The organism is Vibrio sp. 10N.261.52.A1, from assembly GCF_002876325.1.
GTDB classification, from domain to species: Bacteria; Pseudomonadota; Gammaproteobacteria; order Enterobacterales; family Vibrionaceae; genus Vibrio; species Vibrio chagasii.
This window is the reverse complement of record NZ_MCYD01000814.1, coordinates 1-18,075: the sequence shown is the minus strand read 5'-3', so window position 1 is coordinate 18,075 and position 18,075 is coordinate 1. Positions and strand designations below refer to the sequence as shown.

The following is an 18,075-nucleotide window of genomic DNA, read 5'->3' as shown; positions in this document are numbered from 1 at the left end:
TTTTTATGTGCTTTATATAGGTTAGAAAAGCGAAATGCTTACACCCACTGACCAGCAGTAAAGCCTGAGCTCCAACACCATTGGAAGTTGTAACCACCAAGCCAGCCCGTTACGTCCATCACCTCACCAACGAAGAACAAGCCTTTGATGTTCTTACATTCCATGGTTTTTGAAGATAGATGATCGGTATCAATGCCACCAAGAGTAACTTCCGCCGTACGGTAGCCTTCTGTGCCATTTGGTGCGATTTCCCAGTTTTCTAGATGCTCAACAATGCCATTAAGCTGCTTTTCGTTGAACTGCTTAAGCGGTTTGTCTTCCAGCTCTTTACGGTCAATCAACACCTCAACAAAACGCTTCGGTAATACTTTTGCTAGTGTGTTCTTTAAGCTCTGGTTTGGATGCTTCTCACGAGAGTTGGCCAACAACTCAGTCACATCAGCTTCTGGTACTAGATTAATCGAAACCGACTGACCCGCTTTCCAGAATGAAGAGATTTGCAGTACAGAAGGGCCAGATAGACCGCGGTGCGTAAACAGCAGCGCTTCTTTAAACAAAGTACCATCTTGCGCCGTGATCTCCGCAGGAATCGCGATACCAGAAAGCTCAGCGAAATCTTCTTTGTCTTCTTTATGTAGCGTGAACGGTACTAAGCCTGCCGTAGTTGGCATCACAGACAAACCAAACTGCTCGGCAATCTTGTAGCCAAATGGCGTGGCGCCCAGCTTAGGCATCGACAAACCACCGGTCGCTACCACCAGTGAATCACACTCAACTTGGTCGGTATTGAGGTGCATTTTGAAGCCAGAATCGGTCTTTTCGATAGAGTGAACATCGCAGCGGTAGCGTTGCTCAACTTCCGCTTGCTGACACTCTTCAAGTAGCATGCTCACGATATCTTTTGCTGTATGGTCATTCACACAGAATAGCTGACCATGATCGCGCTCTTCAAATTCAATACCGTACTTGCTCACCATAGAGATGAAATCCCAGTTGGTGTATTGAGAAAGAGCCGATTTTACGAAGTGAGGATTTTTACACAGGAAGTTATTCGCAGACACATCGTAGTTGGTGAAGTTACAACGGCCACCACCTGAGATTAAAATTTTTCTGCCTGGTTTTTTCGCATGATCAACCACCAGCACTCGTCGGCCACGTTTACCAGCTTCCGCGGCACACATTAAGCCTGCGGCGCCCGCACCAATCACGATTACATCAAATTTTTCACTCATTGCGGTTCTGCTTTCTTCACTTTGCACCTTGAGGACGCCCTGTTCTCAAAATGCCATCAATAAAAAAGGATGTGCATTAACAGCACATCCTTACTAATTGCTCGCTATTTTAGCGGCAATTTTAAACTTTGCAATTGGTGTTCCATCGTACAAACTTCGTACACCGACTAGTGTATATCAAAGTCCAACGAGAAAATAACCGACACTCTAATCACACATGCTGATTTATCTAGACGATAAACGCGGCCAGTAACGTCACACCAAGCAGAGCCGAAGAAAGTATGAATAGCTCCCTCACTCGATCACATTTAGAGGTAAATACCTCGTCGTGGTGATGGTGGTACTCTTTGCTTTTGATGTAACTAAACAAGCGAACTTGTTTGGTCATATTGCCATGAGTTGTGAAGAACCCACCTCCGTCTACTTGTTGATAAAGTAGAGGATGTGCTTCTCGCATAATATAAATAAGCGTTCGTAGCGCCGTAAAGTAGCGCGCCCAGTTCACGCAAGTCACAACCATTAGTGCAAATAGAATAGTGTCGCCGCTGATCATCCTTTCCTCCCTACATCTTCAAAGGAAAACTCAAAAGAAAAAGATAATCAGAGTCTTTTTCTTACAGCCTAGGCTGCAGGAGCATCCATGATTGAAGATGAACCATCTTTTGCCAATTGCGCTAGGTCTTTATCAATAAAGAACAGTGCTTTACCATCTTCACCAACAAGTTCTAGCTTATCCAATACACCTTTAAACAACTTCTCTTCTTCGTGTTGCTCTGCAACGTACCATTGCAGGAAGTTAAAGGTTGAGTAGTCTTGTGTGCTGAAAGCAACGTGAGCCAGCTTATTGATCTTTTCAGTAATCATCTGCTCGTGTTCGTAGGTTTCACGGAATACTGCGCCAAGGCTTTCAAATTCATGTTTTGGTGCTTCAATCGCACCCAGAATTGGCATTGCACCTGTTTCACTTACGTAAGTAAAAAGACGCTGCATGTGTTCCATTTCTTCTACCGCATGAGCACGCAGAAACTCTGCTGCACCTTCAAATCCTTTGTCTTCACACCAAGCACTCATTTGTAAGTATAGATTGGATGAGAAAAATTCTAGATTAATTTGCTCGTTCAGTTGCTCAACCATAGTTTGTGACAGCATTTAAGACTCCTAAGTACATCCTCAATTTTCTCTACTATATCACTATTTTATTAATTTCTCGCTGACCATTAGTTAGCCGATATTTCGAACCGTCATTACGCAAGACGATGGATATGAGATCACTTCAGCAAAAAAAGGCATCGCATAGTGCTAATCTTTAATCAGACAATGAATAAAGGAGGTAGCGATATGAGTTACAAACATATTTTGGTCGCAGTCGATTTATCAGATGACAGCAAATTAATTGTGGATAAAGCGGTAGCATTGGCAAAGCCATTAGAAGCCAAAGTCTCTTTTATCCATATCGATATTAACTATGCCGAGCTCTATACCGGGCTGATTGACATCAACATGGCAGAAACCCAACACAATGCGATGGAAGCGTCTCGTATTCAGCTACAAAACTTTGCTGAACATGCTCAATACCCGATCACTCACACGCTTGTGGGTAGCGGCGATTTGAGCCACGAGTTGTGCGATACCATCACTGAATACAACGTTGATTTAGTGGTGTGTGGTCACCATCAAGACTTTTGGAGCAAACTGCTCTCTTCTACACGACAACTGATCAATGCCACTCCGGTTGATATGCTGGTCGTGCCTCTAAGAGATTCAGAAGACTAATGATTTAAGGTTAGGTAACATACAGCTCATCTCTTAATAACGAAGTTTTACTATGAGCTATTTAGCTGGTGTTACCCTCCTATGGGCCTTCTCTTTTAGCCTGATTGGCGTCTACCTTGCTGGTCAGGTTGATTCTTGGTTCTCTGTTTTGATGCGTGTTGCGCTAGCAGGTATCGTCTTTCTTCCTTTCCTGAAGTTCCGTGGCATCCCTGGTAAGTTGATCGCTAAATTGATGGCGATTGGTGGTATTCAGCTTGGCCTGATGTACTGCTTCTACTATCAATCTTTCTTGCTGCTATCCGTACCGGAAGTGCTGCTATTTACCGTCTTTACTCCAATCTATGTCACTCTGATTTATGACTTTCTCAAAGGGCAATTCTCACCTTGGTACTTAGTCACGGCTGCGATTGCGGTATTGGGCGCAGTATTCATTAAGTTCGCTGGAATTAACGACAACTTTTTGGTTGGCTTCCTTGTCGTGCAAGGTGCAAACCTCTGCTTTGCGATTGGTCAGGTGGGCTACAAAGTGGTGATGGAGAAGGAGTCGACAGAGCTTCCTCAACATACGGTATTTGGCTATTTCTACCTGGGTGCTCTGTGCGTGGCTTCGGTTGCGTTCATGCTTCTAGGCAACCCTGAAAAACTACCAACTACTTCACTTCAATGGGGAATCCTTATCTACCTAGGCTTAATTGCTTCTGGGTTGGGTTACTTTATGTGGAACAAAGGTGCATGCATGGTAAACGCAGGTGCACTTGCCGTAATGAATAACGTGTTGGTACCTGCTGGTTTGGTGGTGAACATCCTGATCTGGAACCGAGACGTTGATTTGGTAAGACTATCGATTGGCGGCGGGGTTATCTTGCTTTCTCTCATCGTGAATGAGACGTGGGTGAAAAAGCGTGTGGCGAGATCCGCGGCGAACGCCTAACAAATTTTTATGCGCCAGCGCGGCCAAGTGCTCTTCGGAGACAAAAAGCAAAAGAGCGACCTAAGGTCGCTCTTTTTAGATCTGGCTAACGTGTTGAATAATGTTCAACAGTTGGTGTTAGTGAATATGATTCACAACCACAGCCTGGTTTTCCGTGAAAGCTACATCATCAAGTCGTAAGTTGATGCGTTCCAATTCACTTTCCAGCTTCTGGCTTTTCTTAAACAGCTTTTGCTGCTTCTTAATCATCTTCGCCAGCTTCTTATTGTATTTCTCTTGTTTCTTAGCCGCTTTCTTCGCTCGCTTCAGTTCTGATTTCTCATCACCACTCGCGTTAGCGATGCGTTTTTTCAGTTTGGCTTTTTTAGGTGACGCTTGTTTCTCTGCGCCTCCAAGAGCAACGGCTGGGTCAAACATCTGTACTGATGAATCAGGCATCTCTGCCAAGGTGACTTCAGGCTTCGGTAGCGTTTCGGCTAACAGACCACAAGCTGCCTTTTCTTCAGCTGGCTTACTCTGGCAACCGAGCGGTGGGATTGCCGTTGGTTTGCATAGGTTCGCTTCGTCCGCCGATGAACGTGCACAAGAGCGACACACAAACTTAGGTTCAGTAACCAAGCTGTGGATCTCGCCTAGGTGTTCGGTAATGTCTCGACGGTTTAACTTACAAAAGCGTTTAGCCATGCTACAACTCCAGCTAAGAATAATAATGATTCTTAGTTAGATATACATCCGTAACGCGACTATCGCAAGTGTTAAATAGCAATTTATCGTATTTATGACGGGAAATTTTCTTAGCGTATCGCTAAGTCATTGATGCTTTAACATACACGTCAAAACGGTTCTTTTTGGTTTCGATCGCCATACTCGGTTTTTGCTCATCTAACCAAGCCGCATAATCGGGTCTTTTGACTACAACTCGCTTTGATGCGAGCTTCATTGCAGGCGCCAATAGCGCATCAGCATCTAAATCTGCACCAACCAAAGATTGGAATACGCGCATCTCTTTTTTGACTAGAGCCGATTTCTTTTTATTCTCTGGGTGTGGGTACATTGGATCTAAATACACCACATCCGGTTGCTCAAAGCTAGGGTCGTCACTGAGCTTATCCAGCGCATCATGGCTTGAAGCGTGAATCAACTTCATACGCTCACTAACCCAACCACCGATATCAGGGTCTTGCTGCGCACGCTGTAATCCATCATCAAGCAACGCTGCAACAACAGGGTGACGCTCGACCATCTGCACCTTGCAACCTAGGGAAGCGAGTACAAATGCATCGCGCCCTAGGCCAGCCGTACCATCAAGAATGGTTGGCGTAGCCCCTTTATTTAAACCTGCCGCCTTGGCGATAGCTTGACCTTTGCCACCACCAAACTTACGTCGATGACCAACCGCGCCACCAACTAAATCAACGAAGATAGCGCCTAACTTGGGCTCGTCTACTTTGCGCAGCTCAAGTCGCTCGCTAGTCAGCACCAAAGCAAATTCGCTGTTTTCATCGTGAGATAAATTCCAACGAGTCGCTAAGTCATTCAGATGATCGATTTGGGTAGCATCTTCGCAAATCAGTTGTAGTTGCAAGGTCGTCTCCAACAGACAGTAGTATTCAAAACAAAAGAGGCAACCAGTTTACCTGATTGCCTCAACAATACATATTAGCGGTGCAAACTATTAGCACCGAAAGTCACGAGATAAAAACAAGGCTGTACACAAGGCCTAGTTAGTTTGCGTTTTCTAACGCTCGTTCTTGCTGAAGTTCATCAACCAGCTCAGCAAGCGGCTTAGGTCGGCCAATGATATACCCCTGAGCATAGTTCACACCGAGCTCAATCAGCTTGTCGATGATCTGGGTGTTTTCAACGAACTCAGCCACTGTGTGCTTACCCATTTGCTTGGCTAGATCATTGATAGAGCGAACCATCACATGGTCCATCTCATTGACATCAATATCACGCACGAACAGGCCATCGATCTTAACGATGTCGACTGGCAGCTTCTTCAAGTAACCAAACGACGATAACCCAGACCCGAAGTCATCGAGCGCAATCATACAACCAAGGTCTTTAATCCGAGTGAAGAACTTGATCGCCTGTTTCATGTTACTCATCGCCGCTGTTTCGGTGATCTCTAAGCAGATCTTATGACACGGAATCGACGAGTTACTCAAGCTTTCAATCAAGAACTCAACAAACTCTCGGTTTCCCATCGAGTGACCAGAAAGGTTGATAGAGCACATCCCTAGCTCATCAATCAGATGTGGACGTTGTTCCAACCAGCTCAGTGTCTGGCCGATCACTTGGCGATCAATCAAATGCGCAATGTTGTAGCGCTCAGAAGCTGGCATGAAGATCCCTGGAGAGATGTATTCCCCATCGACGTTCTTAATGCGGACCAAGATCTCGAAGTGCATTTTGTCGCTGTCTTCGTCTAAACCTAAAATACGCTGCGCAAACAACTCCAAGCGATCATTAGCTAAAGCTTCATGTACTAAATTGACGCACTCCATCTCTAGGTGACGACGACGCAAGTCTTCATCATCTTGATGGTAAAGGTGATAACGGTTACGCCCTTCCTCTTTGGCTGCATGACATGCCGCGTCTGCCTGAGCATGCACCATTTGTGGTGAAGCCGCGGTATGGTCAATCAATCGAATGCCGATAGAGCAAGTCAAGTTTAGTCGGATGTCATCCCACAAGAATGGATTGTCACCCATCATCGAGATAATACTGCGACACACATTCACCGCGTCTCGCTCAGTACAGTCTTTGATGAGTACCGCAAACTCGTCCCCCCCCATACGCGCCAATACCGCATTGTATGGCAGTACCTCTTCCAATAACTGCGCACTAAACAAGATCGCAGCATCGCCCGCTTCATGCCCTGCGGTATCGTTCAGTACTTTCAGCTGGTCTAGGTCTAAGAACAGCATTGCGTGGGTACGCATGTGGCTCTCAACTTCTTTGAGTGCCTTCTGTAGCTCTTGCTCAAAGTGGTTGCGGTTAAAGGTATCAGTCAGCAGATCATAACGAGCCTGATACTCCAACTTTTCAGAAAGCTCATGTGTCTCGGTGATGTCCTCACCCACAATCAACAATTGATCAGACTCCACCAGCGGACGGATATTTTCTCGAATCCAGATAGTACTGCCATCGGCATGACGATACTCAATATCACGACGCCAGACGCCACGAATCTTATGCTGTGGTTGCAACAAGATATGACGTGGAATCATCGCGTTTTCATCGACATAGAACTCTCTAGGACGATGACCTAAAAGTTCATCCAGTGGGTAGCCAAGCAGCTCTTCGGCAAACTGATTCACTTGTTGGATGCGATTATTGCCATCCAAGGTAATCATCATCACTGGCTGTTTGTCATAATAGAGTTTTAGGTTCGCTTCACGCTGGAATAGTTTGTTCTCAGCCAACTTACGTGAAGTGACATCGCGCGCTTCAAACAAGAACTGAATATCGCCTTCTTCACTGCCCGGCATCGGCTTCAGTGAGATATCCAATACCATGGCACCGCGATCTCGACACCAAACCTCAGCTTCAAAGCGTAAAGATGGGTGATCATCTCGCTCAACAAAATATTCTTTCAACACCTCACTGGCAGAGTCTTCCCAGTGCTGATGTTCTTGCAAAGGTGTTCCTAGCTTATAGCCCTGATTGTAGAGCAGCTCATGCAGCTTGCTATTACTCGACAGCAACACACCGCCTTTATCGATAATGCCCATAAACTGAAGGCTCTGGTCGAATATCGACTCCAACAATCGTTGGCTTTGGCGGCTAGCACGTTCGCTCTTCTTGAGACGATTGAGGTAATACACCAAGGTGGCTATCACGCATGACATGCCAAGGAACATTAAACCTATGGTGCGAATTTCATCACGGTAGCGCATCAGGAAAGGCTTAGGCTTGTTAAGGAACGTCACCGCGGCTTCGTTTTCAGCACCTAAGTCCCAACGCGATATTTGTTGATAGTCGAGTTTAATCTCCGGAGCACCAGCGACCACAGGAGGCAACGGTTCATTAGGGTTCGCCAACACCTGCAACAAAACACGACCAGTGTTACGCCCTTGAGTTTCACCGCTTTGAATCACACCGCCAATGGCACCAAAGCCTAGGCCTAAGTCGTGCACCATATACAACGGCATTTGCGTTTTAATGTTCAGCTGGCGCCAGTCTTCATCACTACTCACATCACCTTTAGCATCTCGGTAATACGCCCAAAACAGCAAGCTTTTCCCAAGGTCTGCACGCTGCGAAAAAGTCGTCAATTCTTGGTATGAGTCTGGAACATAGTGTTCAATTAAGTCTGCAAAGTTAGGATTTTTTTCAATGAACAGATCGATTTGCGCTCGAATGGCCTCACCAGTCACCGAGTGATCGGTCACCATATAAACTTTTTTCACGGTCGCCTGGAGACGCTTGATAAGTTCGATGTTACCAACCAGATCGATGTCTTCAGTGATGCCCGTTGCGTTCAAACCTTCGATCATTTTAGGAGAGAAGTTGTTGATGCCACCAAAGATAACTGGGGTTCCATCGAGATCTGACGCTAAACGCTTCATCAGATTGAGAGCGTTGTTATCACTCACCACAACCGCCGCAAACTCTTCGTGCATTAATTTGGTGTGATAAAGCTGGTAGACGCGCTCGAGGTATTCAGGGTTTTGAGAGCGTTTGCTGTCGAGGTAAACGACGCGGTAAGACAACCCGTCGCGATCGAGTTCTTCGGACAATCCTTTGTGGAAATCATCCGTCCAGAAAAAACCTTGATGGTAGGAGTGGATCACCAATACATCTTTTGTCTGCGCCGAAGCGAATACGCTCCAACACATCGCAATAAATAACACCCAAAATCGCACTGAATTCACCCTAACATCATTGTTGCTGCTAATATTATCACCCTTGGCTATGATATGTACTCTAGCCGATATATTTTCATTAAATCTAAGGGTTACGCATGTCCACAACCACCGCTCGTCTCGATGACCTAGACCGTGCCATTCTGAAAACCTTAATGGAAGATGCTCGTACGCCTTACGCTGAGATGGCAAAGCAGTTTGACGTAAGCCCCGCGACTATTCACGTCCGAATCGAGAAAATGAGATCGGCCGACATTATTGAGCGTACCGAGGTGGTGATAAACACGAAAAAGCTAGGTTACGACGTATGTTGCTTTATTGGTATCAATCTTAATGCAGCCAAAGATTACCACTCGGCAATCGCCAAGCTGAATGCCCTAGATGAGGTAGTTGAAGCCTACTACACCACTGGTGCCTACAATATTTTCGTTAAGTTGATGTGTAAATCGATTGAAGAGCTGCAGTTCGTCCTGATCGATAAGTTACAGGCAATTGACGAGGTGCAATCGACCGAGACGCTAATCTCACTGCAAAACCCAATCAATCGTAATGTGAACCCATAATCAATTGATAAACAGAGACAAAAAGAGCCTCACAAGGAGGCTCTTTTTACATTCTGACCAGCACAATATTACGTACTGATACCTGCGTGGCGCAGCATCGCATCGATTTGTGGTTCGCGGCCACGGAAGCGTTTGAACAGCTCCATTGGCTCTTCACTGCCACCCATTTCTAGGATGTTATTCAGGAAGCGATTACCCGTTTCAGTGTTGAAGATACCCTCTTCTTCAAATGCTGAGAACGCATCTGCCGATAGCACTTCAGCCCATAGGTAGCTGTAGTAACCCGCGCTGTAACCACCAGCGAAGATGTGGCTGAAGCTGTGTGAGAAACGGTTCCAATCAAGGCTTGGTAGTACAGCCACTTTAGACTTCACGTCAGCCAGTGTTTCAAGTACGCGCGCGCCCACTTCTGGATCGTAAGTAGTGTGTAGCGTAAAGTCGAACAGACCGAACTCTAGCTGGCGTAAAATGAACATCGCTGATTGGAAGTTCTTCGCCGCTAGCATTTTCTCTAGCATCTCTTTTGGTAAAGCTTCACCGGTTTCGAAGTGACCAGAAATGAATGCTAGAGCCTCTTCTTCCCAACACCAGTTTTCTAGGAACTGACTTGGCAACTCAACCGCATCCCAAGGCACACCATTGATACCGGCAACCGCGCCTGCTTCTACTTGAGTCAGCATATGGTGGATACCATGGCCAAACTCGTGGAACAGAGTCACAACTTCATCGTGGGTAAACAATGCTGGCTTGTCGCCAACCGGTTTATTGAAGTTACACGTTAGGTAAGCAACTGGCGTTTGTAGTTCTCCAGCAGCGGTAATACGACGACCACGGCAGTCGTCCATCCATGCACCGCCACGCTTGTGTTCACGAGCGTACAAATCTAGGTAGAAGCTGCCACGCAATGTGTCATTAGCATCAAAGATATCAAAGAAGCGCACCGACTCATGCCATGTGTCGACGCCTTCACGCTCTTTCACTGTCATACCAAATACACGATTCAGTACTTCAAACAGACCCGATACCGCTTTCGATTCAGGGAAGTAAGGGCGCAGCTCTTCATCTGAAATTTGGAAAAGGTGCTGTTTCTGTTTTTCGCTGTAGTAAGGGATATCCCAAAGTTCTAGCTCAGACACACCAAACTCTTTTTCAGCGAACTGGCGCAGTTCTTCCACTTCACGCTCACCTTGAGGTTTCGCTTTCACCGCTAAATCATTTAAGAAGCCCAGAACCTGATCTGGCGTCTCTGCCATTTTAGTTGCCAGAGATTTCTCGCTGTAAGTGCCAAAACCAAGCATACGTGCGATCTCGTGACGCAATTTAAGCTGCTCGGTGATGATCTCAGTGTTGTCCCACTTGCCTGCGTTTGGACCACGGTCTGAAGCGCGAGTAACGTAAGCTTCGTACAGCTCTTTACGTAGCTCTTGGTTATCACAGTAAGTCATTACTGGTAGGTACGACGGGATATCTAAAGTCAGCAGGTAACCTTCTTGCTCTTTAGCCTCTGCCGCCGCTTTTGCCGCCGCCAGTGCTGATTCAGGCATGCCTGCCAATTCAGCAACATCAGTGACCTGCTTGCTCCAACCCATGGTTGCATCAAGTACATTGTTTGAGAATTGAGAACCCAACTCAGACTGACGCTTGCTGATCTCGCCATAGCGATGCTGCTCGTCAGCGGGTAAACCAATGCCTGACAGTTCGAAATCACGCAGTGCATCTGTGATGGTTTTTTGTTGAGCTTGATTTAATCCAGAGAATGCTTCGCTCGCCTTGATCGCTTTGTACGCTTCAAACAGACCTTTGTGTTGACCAACCCAGGTGCCGTACTCAGACAGCAGAGGCAAACAGCTTTCATACGCTTCACGCAGCTCGTCGCTGTTCACAACCGAGTTCATGTGGCTTACTGGTGACCAAACACGGCCTAAACGATCATCCACTTCTTCAATTGGAGCAACTAGGTTGTCCCAGCTTGGTGAAGTATTACCTTCAAGTACTTGTTCTATCTTGTTGCGACACGCTTCAATCACTTGCTCAACCGCTGGCTTAACGTGCTCAGGTTTGATTTGTGAAAACGGAGGTAAGTCCGTGAAGGTTAATAGCGGATTAGACATATAAACATTCCTTTGGCGTTAGAGACTTTCGTCTTTTTTGTAATGAGGTCGTCTTACAGTCATCAGGCTAAGCAGCGCCCTAAAAAATCACCTGCGAATAGTTATTAAATAGTGCCCATAAAGGCAAATTTCAATAGTAGAACCAATAACTAACTGCAGATAGCTGACGACTGTCCCCGAATTGTTCGAGAATTTATGGTCCATTGAGGGTTATAATAATCAGATTAACCCACCTACACTAACCACACTCTAAAACGAGAGTGTTACGAGAGTTTAATTTGTTAAGTTATCGCCACAGCTTCCACGCAGGCAATCATGCCGACGTAGTAAAGCATATCGTACAGAGCCTTATTCTTAATTCTTTGAAACAGAAGGATAAGCCTTTTGTTTACCATGACACTCACTCTGGTGTAGGTCGTTACGACTTAACGCATGAATGGTCTGAAAAAACCGGTGAATACAAACAAGGTATCGCTCGCGTCTGGGAACAGCAAAATCTTCCTGAAGACATTCAAAGCTACCTTGAGTCTATCTCAACGCTAAACAACGGCGACAAGCTGCGCTACTACCCAGGTTCGCCACGTGTTGCACGTGCCCACCTGCGTGACCAGGACCGTATGGTACTGACCGAGCTTCACCCAGCTGATCACCCGCTGCTTGAGCAAGAGTTCCACCGCGATCGTCAGGTATCGATCTACAAAGAAGATGGCTTTAAGCGTCTAAAAGCAAGCCTTCCACCAAAAGAGCGCCGCGGCTTAGTACTGATCGATCCACCGTACGAACTTGCAAAAGAGTACCGTGATGTAGTGACAGCCATTGCTCAAAGCCATAAGCGCTGGGCAACGGGTATCTACGCAATTTGGTACCCAGTAGTGAACCGTTGTGACATCGAAGACATGATCGAAGGCTTAGAAAGCTTGGGCATCAACAAGATTCTACAGATCGAGCTTGGCGTATCACCAGACACCAACGAGCGTGGCATGACAGCATCAGGCATGATTGTTATCAACCCACCTTGGAAGCTAGAAAGCCAAATGAACGAGATTCTTCCATTCTTGAAGGAAGCAATCGCACCAGCAACCGGTCACTACAAAGTAGAGTGGATCGTACCTGAGTAATCTCGACGCCACATCGAAGCTCAAAGAGCAGCCAAAAGACTGTGATGTGGACGAATAAATTTAAAACAGGGAGATTGAGTTCAACCAATCTGCCCTCAATATAATAATTAGACAATTTTAGAATCTATAGGACGTAGGTATCCAGTGCGCTCACTGTGACTACAACCCTCAATAAATGGAGAAAGTAATGGCGACTCATTTTGATTACATCTGTATCGGTGGCGGTTCAGGCGGCATCGCATCAGCAAACCGCGCGGCAATGCACGGTGCAAAAGTTGCACTTATCGAAGCTCAAGATCTTGGTGGTACTTGTGTAAACGTTGGTTGTGTTCCTAAAAAGGTAATGTGGCACGGCGCTCAAGTCGCTGAAGCGATCAACCTATACTCTGAAGATTACGGCTTTGATGTTGAAGTGAAGAAGTTCAACTGGAGCAAACTGATTGAGAACCGCCAAGCGTACATTGGTCGTATCCACCAATCTTACGATCGCGTACTTGGTAACAACAAAGTAAACGTAATCAAAGGTTTTGCTAAGTTCGTTGACGAAAAGACGGTTGAAGTAAACGGTGAACACTACACAGCAGATCACATCCTGATCGCGGTAGGTGGTCGTCCAACGATTCCAAACATCCCAGGTGCGGAATACGGCATCGACTCAAATGGCTTCTTCGACCTGATGGAGCAACCAAAACGCGTTGCTGTTATCGGCGCGGGTTACATCGCAGTTGAGATCGCTGGCGTTCTAAGCGCACTTGGCACAGAAACACACCTATTCTGCCGTAAAGAATCTCCACTACGTAGCTTCGACCCAATGATCGTTGAGACATTGGTTGAGGTAATGGAAGCAGAAGGTCCAACACTTCACACGCACTCTGTGCCTAAAGAAGTAGTGAAAGAAGCGGACGGCACACTGACGCTACACCTAGAGAATGGCAACACTCAAAACGTTGACCACCTAATCTGGGCTATCGGCCGTCACCCAGCGACTGACGCTATCAACCTAGCATCAACGGGCGTTGAGACAAATGACCGTGGCTACATCAAGGTAGACGAATTCCAGGCGACTAACGTTCCTGGCATCTATTGTGTTGGTGACATCATGGAAGGCGGTATAGAGCTAACTCCTGTAGCGGTTAAAGCAGGTCGTCAGCTTTCTGAACGTCTATTCAACGGTCAAACAAACGCGAAAATGGACTACAACCTAGTTCCTACTGTTGTATTCAGCCACCCACCTATCGGCACGATCGGTCTAACGACTCAAGAAGCTGAAGAGAAGTACGGCAAAGACAACATCAAGGTTTACACATCTGGCTTCACTGCGATGTACACAGCCGTAACCAAGCACCGTCAACCTTGTAAGATGAAGCTAGTATGTGCTGGCGAAGAAGAGACAGTCGTTGGTCTACACGGCATCGGCTTCACGGTTGATGAAATGATTCAAGGCTTCGGCGTTGCAATGAAGATGGGCGCAACTAAGGCAGACTTCGACTCTGTTGTGGCAATTCACCCAACGGGCTCAGAAGAGTTTGTTACCATGACAGGTTAGTGTAGAAAAAGTATCTTACACACATAAGTAAATCTGGAAAATAACCCATCACTGACTATGCTGTATGTATAGTCAGTGATCTTCTAGGTAAATTTATGTACCTCATACAATCAGGCAATGTCTATAAACAGACAGAATTATCAGTCAGTAATGAGATCTGCGAATGCACTCCATTCAGGGGAAATATTGGCTCACTACCTACACTGTTCAATCAAGATGGTTCATTCAACCACGAGGCAAACAGCTACCTCTTCTATCAGAAAGCGATCAAAGCAGCTAAAGATCTTTCACCCTGCGCTCAAGCATTACAGGCTTACTACCAGTTCCTTGAAGGAAAAGGATTGGTATGGAATACATTCCCTCCCATTAAAAGGCTCAAGCCAACTTATCTTTTTCGCTCTCACCTGTTAAAAAAAATCAAGAACGGGGAATTAGCACACAGCACAGCAAGCGTACGAATGAATCAGATTGTTAACTACTACAAGTGGTTAATGCATGATGGTTACTTAAAAATCAAGAACGAGAAAGAAGCACCATTTAAAATGGAGTTTGTATCTGTTCAAAGCACTGGGATGCTAGCGCACATATCGCCAACGTTTACCGTTGAAACGAGTGACTTGCGAATAAAAGTACCAAAGGATGCAAGCAGTAAGAACATTCGACCTTTATCTCCACTCGCTCAAGAGTCACTGAGTATTCTGACACAGCACCTTCCTAACGCATCCGAAGAATTACGCTTGCAGGTGTTAATCTCCATAGATACAGGAATGCGAATTCAAGAGGTGGCAACGCTCTCCCTGAATGCACTTGATACCGCAACACCCTTGATTGAAAGTAAGCATCGTTACGAGTTCGTTTTATCCCCTCAATCGACAGGTGTTCAAACTAAATACTCAAAGCAAAGACGTGTAGAAATCTCATCAGAGCTGCTAACCACACTGAATGAATACCGTACCTCTGAGCGCAGAATCAAACGAGTAAACAAACTCAATGCTCAATTAGAATCATTGCCCAAAGATAAGTCTTCACTCAAGCAGGAAACTATCGAAAGGCTTGAGCTGTGTGAGCGTCATGAACCTCTTTTTGTAAGTGAGCAAGGCAATCCTGTTACCGCTAAATCCATTGAAGCTAGGTGGGCGGAACTTAGAACCTCCATCAAGAAAATCTCCCCTTCCTTTATTCATCGCTTCCATGACCTACGCTCAACCTACGGTACATATAGACTAAATGACTTGCTTGAGGCTGGACTGACTCCAATGGAGTGTATGGAGCTTCTAATGGGTTGGATGGGGCATAGAAACGAATCCACGACTTGGAAGTATCTACGTTATTTGCAACGCAAAGAAGCGTTCAAAGTGAAGTTTGGCATTTTAGATAGCATCATGCATGAAGCATTAGGTGATAATAATGAATAGTATCATCCGTATGGGCAACTGGAGCCCTGAACTATGCATTTTACTAAACATTGGAGATAACAGGCTTGCCGACTTTAATCGGTTTTTAGCAAAGGGCTTTCCATCGACGAAGCGAATGAAGCAAGGTAAGCAATTTGAAGTTATGAATAGAGAAGGATTGATTTATAGATTAAAAACAAGATTTGAAGAAGAAATTGCACAAGGTGGAAGCCACGCATCTCTTTACACTCTTTATGTAAAAGCTGCTCAATACGTTCGATGGTGCGATGAAAATAAAATACCCGCTTTTACGAAGCCCTCAACTGAAGGCTATATGGAACATCTGCAAAACCGAGTCATGTTGGGTTCACTAAAAAGCGCCACCTATAAAAAAAGACTATCTGAAATGGTCACTTTATTTACTAAATACCTTGATTTACCGCACCATTATTTTGATAACGTAGTAATTATGGATGACAATGATAGAGGATCCTTTGAAAGCTACACTCGTGATAATTTAAACCAATTGCTCCCTTTTCTTCGACGCTTATTTAACCAAACTTACCAGCAATTCATTGACGACCCAGGTAAGCACATGCACGCCTATAAATGTACGCCTACTATGGTTTTTACTTGGCAAGACAAAAAATACCAACTTTGTTCTGGCATCACAAAAATGATGAGTGCTGCAACCTATTTATTAGCCTATTACACTTACGCAAACACAAGTGACTTATTTGGCCTAAAACAACCTGACAACGCCTCAATAACATTAGGAGAAACATGGTACACAATGTCGGCTTTTAAGCGTCGCGCCTTTAAAACAATTCAAATTGAGATAGGAGAGCATGAACTAGAAGTCCCTAAGTACGCCATGAGTTTTTTTGATAAGTTACTCAATGCTTCCCGCACAATAAACTCAAATAAAAACGCCACTCTGCTTCAAACAATTCCTTATAAAAAGGCACACCCCCTAAAGACAACAACTCTGCAAGACTTTTTAAAACGCTGGGTAGAAAAACACTTTACCTTTACCGATCAGCAGGGAAATAGATTGCGCCCTGTTATCAGTCGCTTTCGTGAGACAGGCGCTCAGCTAACCACCTATTATCAGGGTGATATGATAAATGACATCATGCTGAATAATACGCCAAACACCCGAAAGAGAAGCTACAGCAATGGTAATCGCTTTTCAAATAATGGCATGATACAAGATGCCATGTCGATAAAAGAAGAACAGGTAAGAAGTGGTATTAATACCAGACAGGCACAGAACAATTTGGGTCTCGATTTTATGGTCATCGAGGAAGAATACAAGATAAACCTTCCCAATTTAAGCAGGGTCTCCAATGGTAGTAGTTGTGCTTCTCCATTTGGTGAAAAGTCTAAAAAATACACTCGGAAGGCCATTCAACATAAGCTAGCAAGCAAGGGCGAGAAACTAGCATGTGCTGACTTGTTAGCTTGTTTTGGTTGTCCTAACCAGGTCATTGTGCAATCTCTCGCAGATATATGGTGCCTACTCAGCTTTAAGGCGTGTATTGAGGAGTCACTCTACCTACATCTTGATACAAGCCATTACCGTAAAAACTTTGAAAATCTCGTAATATTCATAGATGAAAAAATACTACCCAACATCAATAATCACCTATTAAGGCAAGCAGAAAAAAAGCTCGATGATGGTTTTCACCCCCTTTGGAGTGAAGCTGAATCTGTACTTGAATTGATTTCTCAGCGCTCTAACGAGGTGTAGCCATGAATACAACACAACTCTATAAAAGAGATTTCCCCGAAGAACATAAAGTGCAACTTATAGATATCATCACTTTGTACCATGAAGAACGATTTGATGAACTAGACACCGTAATCATCTGCAAAGATGAGGATGGTAATGTAACGGCTACTTTCGGTCAGAGCGACTGGAATTGCTTCCCATTTTCTCGAAAAAAGGAGAGAAATACTCTTTCGTTTAAAGAGTTCAGTGCCAACATGGAAATACAGAGAGAGCTCAAGTTAATTACCTTGGGCTGGTTGCTCTATAACAGTCCAAAGATGCGAAAAGCACTAAGTTTTTCAGGTATCCACTCTCGATTAAGGGCCTTTAAAAAAGTCTATCGTTTCTTAGCTGAAAACAGGGAAACCTCATTGAAAGCCCTATCCTTGCCTGATATATGGGATAACTTTAAGATTTATCTACAACAACATAACTATTCACAAAGCACTCTCATGCATACGTTTTCTGCGATCAATGCAGCTATCGATTACGCATCATGGCACAAGCTAAATCTAGAATTAAAGCCTATCAAGTCGAGTAGTGTTGCAAAGCGATTGAATAATCTAGAGAAACAACAAATTCTCGTTATCCCAGAGCGTTTATGCAACTCTATTTACTCCAAGGCCATAGAGCTGATTGACTATGCATATCCTCACATTCAGTTAATTTCTAACACTGAAAATGCTCTACAATCAAATTACCTTCAAGGTAAAAGAATTATTGACGCTAAAGTGAAAAATGGGAGAAAAAATTACTATT

The 18,075-nt window shown here is 44.9% G+C and carries 14 protein-coding genes and 1 pseudogene; 8 read left to right on the top strand and 7 right to left on the bottom strand.

Going from position 1 to position 18,075, the window contains the following annotated elements:
• Positions 1 to 38: 38 nt before the first annotated feature.
• The 3 genes from BCT81_RS17030 to ftnA all read right to left on the bottom strand — a co-directional run bounded on the left by BCT81_RS17030 (position 39) and on the right by ftnA (position 2,381).
• Positions 39 to 1,232 (bottom strand): NAD(P)/FAD-dependent oxidoreductase, encoded by a 1,194-nt coding sequence (locus tag BCT81_RS17030; protein WP_102425216.1) that lies wholly within the window; start codon positions 1,230 to 1,232, stop codon positions 39 to 41.
• 229 nt (positions 1,233 to 1,461) lie between these two features.
• Complete coding sequence (gene uspB, locus BCT81_RS17025) at positions 1,462 to 1,785, bottom strand: universal stress protein UspB (protein ID WP_102425214.1); 324 nt, start codon at positions 1,783 to 1,785, stop codon at positions 1,462 to 1,464.
• 68 nt (positions 1,786 to 1,853) lie between these two features.
• Positions 1,854 to 2,381 carry a non-heme ferritin gene (ftnA, locus tag BCT81_RS17020; RefSeq protein WP_004740959.1) on the bottom strand — a complete coding sequence of 176 codons (528 nt, stop codon included), beginning with the start codon at positions 2,379 to 2,381 and terminating at the stop codon, positions 1,854 to 1,856.
• Positions 2,382 to 2,570: 189 nt separating this feature from the next.
• On the opposite strand from ftnA, the gene uspA reads away from it, so the two are divergent.
• Both uspA and BCT81_RS17010 read left to right on the top strand, forming a co-directional pair.
• A complete protein-coding gene (uspA, locus tag BCT81_RS17015) occupies positions 2,571 to 3,005 on the top strand; it encodes a universal stress protein UspA (protein ID WP_004740958.1) in 435 nt (144 codons plus the stop codon).
• A gap of 52 nt (positions 3,006 to 3,057) precedes the next feature.
• Entirely contained in the window at positions 3,058 to 3,936 is an 879-nt protein-coding gene (locus BCT81_RS17010; RefSeq protein WP_102425213.1) for a carboxylate/amino acid/amine transporter, read from the top strand.
• 117 nt (positions 3,937 to 4,053) lie between these two features.
• Here the strand turns inward: BCT81_RS17010 and BCT81_RS17005 are convergent, their stop codons facing one another.
• The 3 genes from BCT81_RS17005 to BCT81_RS16995 form a co-directional block, all read right to left on the bottom strand.
• Positions 4,054 to 4,620: a hypothetical protein gene (locus tag BCT81_RS17005; RefSeq protein WP_102425212.1), complete on the bottom strand. Its 567-nt coding sequence runs from the start codon at positions 4,618 to 4,620 to the stop codon at positions 4,054 to 4,056.
• A gap of 121 nt (positions 4,621 to 4,741) precedes the next feature.
• Positions 4,742 to 5,521, bottom strand: coding sequence for a class I SAM-dependent methyltransferase (locus BCT81_RS17000; protein WP_102425211.1), 780 nt, complete (start codon positions 5,519 to 5,521; stop codon positions 4,742 to 4,744).
• Positions 5,522 to 5,660: 139 nt separating this feature from the next.
• Positions 5,661 to 8,783 (bottom strand): EAL domain-containing protein, encoded by a 3,123-nt coding sequence (locus tag BCT81_RS16995; protein ID WP_102425215.1) that lies wholly within the window; start codon positions 8,781 to 8,783, stop codon positions 5,661 to 5,663.
• Between the two features lie 125 nt (positions 8,784 to 8,908).
• Between BCT81_RS16995 and asnC the strand changes: the two genes are divergently transcribed.
• On the top strand, positions 8,909 to 9,373 hold the full coding sequence (gene asnC / locus BCT81_RS16990; RefSeq protein WP_004740948.1) for a transcriptional regulator AsnC: 465 nt from the start codon (positions 8,909 to 8,911) through the stop codon (positions 9,371 to 9,373).
• A gap of 68 nt (positions 9,374 to 9,441) precedes the next feature.
• On the opposite strand, the gene prlC is transcribed toward asnC, so the two are convergent.
• A complete protein-coding gene (gene prlC, locus BCT81_RS16985) occupies positions 9,442 to 11,484 on the bottom strand; it encodes an oligopeptidase A (protein WP_102425210.1) in 2,043 nt (680 codons plus the stop codon).
• Between the two features lie 278 nt (positions 11,485 to 11,762).
• Between prlC and BCT81_RS16980 the strand changes: the two genes are divergently transcribed.
• The 5 genes and pseudogenes from BCT81_RS16980 to BCT81_RS16960 all read left to right on the top strand — a co-directional run.
• Positions 11,763 to 12,602, top strand: coding sequence for a 23S rRNA (adenine(2030)-N(6))-methyltransferase RlmJ (locus tag BCT81_RS16980; protein ID WP_004740945.1), 840 nt, complete (start codon positions 11,763 to 11,765; stop codon positions 12,600 to 12,602).
• Between the two features lie 187 nt (positions 12,603 to 12,789).
• Complete coding sequence (gorA, locus tag BCT81_RS16975; protein ID WP_102425209.1) at positions 12,790 to 14,148, top strand: glutathione-disulfide reductase; 1,359 nt, start codon at positions 12,790 to 12,792, stop codon at positions 14,146 to 14,148.
• A gap of 95 nt (positions 14,149 to 14,243) precedes the next feature.
• Complete coding sequence (locus BCT81_RS16970) at positions 14,244 to 15,563, top strand: tyrosine-type recombinase/integrase (RefSeq protein WP_048663036.1); 1,320 nt, start codon at positions 14,244 to 14,246, stop codon at positions 15,561 to 15,563.
• The gene (locus BCT81_RS16965; protein WP_102425208.1) at positions 15,556 to 17,295 is read left to right on the top strand and encodes a hypothetical protein; all 1,740 of its coding nucleotides are present in this window, start codon (positions 15,556 to 15,558) and stop codon (positions 17,293 to 17,295) included. Before BCT81_RS16970 ends, BCT81_RS16965 begins: the two co-directional genes overlap by 8 nt.
• A 2-nt stretch (positions 17,296 to 17,297) precedes the next feature.
• A pseudogene (locus BCT81_RS16960) lies at positions 17,298 to 18,075 on the top strand (hypothetical protein); the annotation flags it as partial.

What these genes read in the sequence shown, in the direction of transcription:
- BCT81_RS17030 (WP_102425216.1), bottom strand. Translation starts at nt 1,232, where the DNA reads ATGAGTGAAAAATTTGATGTAATCGTGATTGGTGCGGGCGCCGCAGGC.
- uspB (WP_102425214.1), bottom strand. Translation starts at nt 1,785, where the DNA reads ATGATCAGCGGCGACACTATTCTATTTGCACTAATGGTTGTGACTTGC.
- ftnA (WP_004740959.1), bottom strand. Translation starts at nt 2,381, where the DNA reads ATGCTGTCACAAACTATGGTTGAGCAACTGAACGAGCAAATTAATCTA.
- uspA (WP_004740958.1), top strand. Translation starts at nt 2,571, where the DNA reads ATGAGTTACAAACATATTTTGGTCGCAGTCGATTTATCAGATGACAGC.
- BCT81_RS17010 (WP_102425213.1), top strand. Translation starts at nt 3,058, where the DNA reads ATGAGCTATTTAGCTGGTGTTACCCTCCTATGGGCCTTCTCTTTTAGC.
- BCT81_RS17005 (WP_102425212.1), bottom strand. Translation starts at nt 4,620, where the DNA reads ATGGCTAAACGCTTTTGTAAGTTAAACCGTCGAGACATTACCGAACAC.
- BCT81_RS16995 (WP_102425215.1), bottom strand. Translation starts at nt 8,783, where the DNA reads ATGTGTTGGAGCGTATTCGCTTCGGCGCAGACAAAAGATGTATTGGTG.
- asnC (WP_004740948.1), top strand. Translation starts at nt 8,909, where the DNA reads ATGTCCACAACCACCGCTCGTCTCGATGACCTAGACCGTGCCATTCTG.
- prlC (WP_102425210.1), bottom strand. Translation starts at nt 11,484, where the DNA reads ATGTCTAATCCGCTATTAACCTTCACGGACTTACCTCCGTTTTCACAA.
- gorA (WP_102425209.1), top strand. Translation starts at nt 12,790, where the DNA reads ATGGCGACTCATTTTGATTACATCTGTATCGGTGGCGGTTCAGGCGGC.
- BCT81_RS16970 (WP_048663036.1), top strand. Translation starts at nt 14,244, where the DNA reads ATGTACCTCATACAATCAGGCAATGTCTATAAACAGACAGAATTATCA.
- BCT81_RS16965 (WP_102425208.1), top strand. Translation starts at nt 15,556, where the DNA reads ATGAATAGTATCATCCGTATGGGCAACTGGAGCCCTGAACTATGCATT.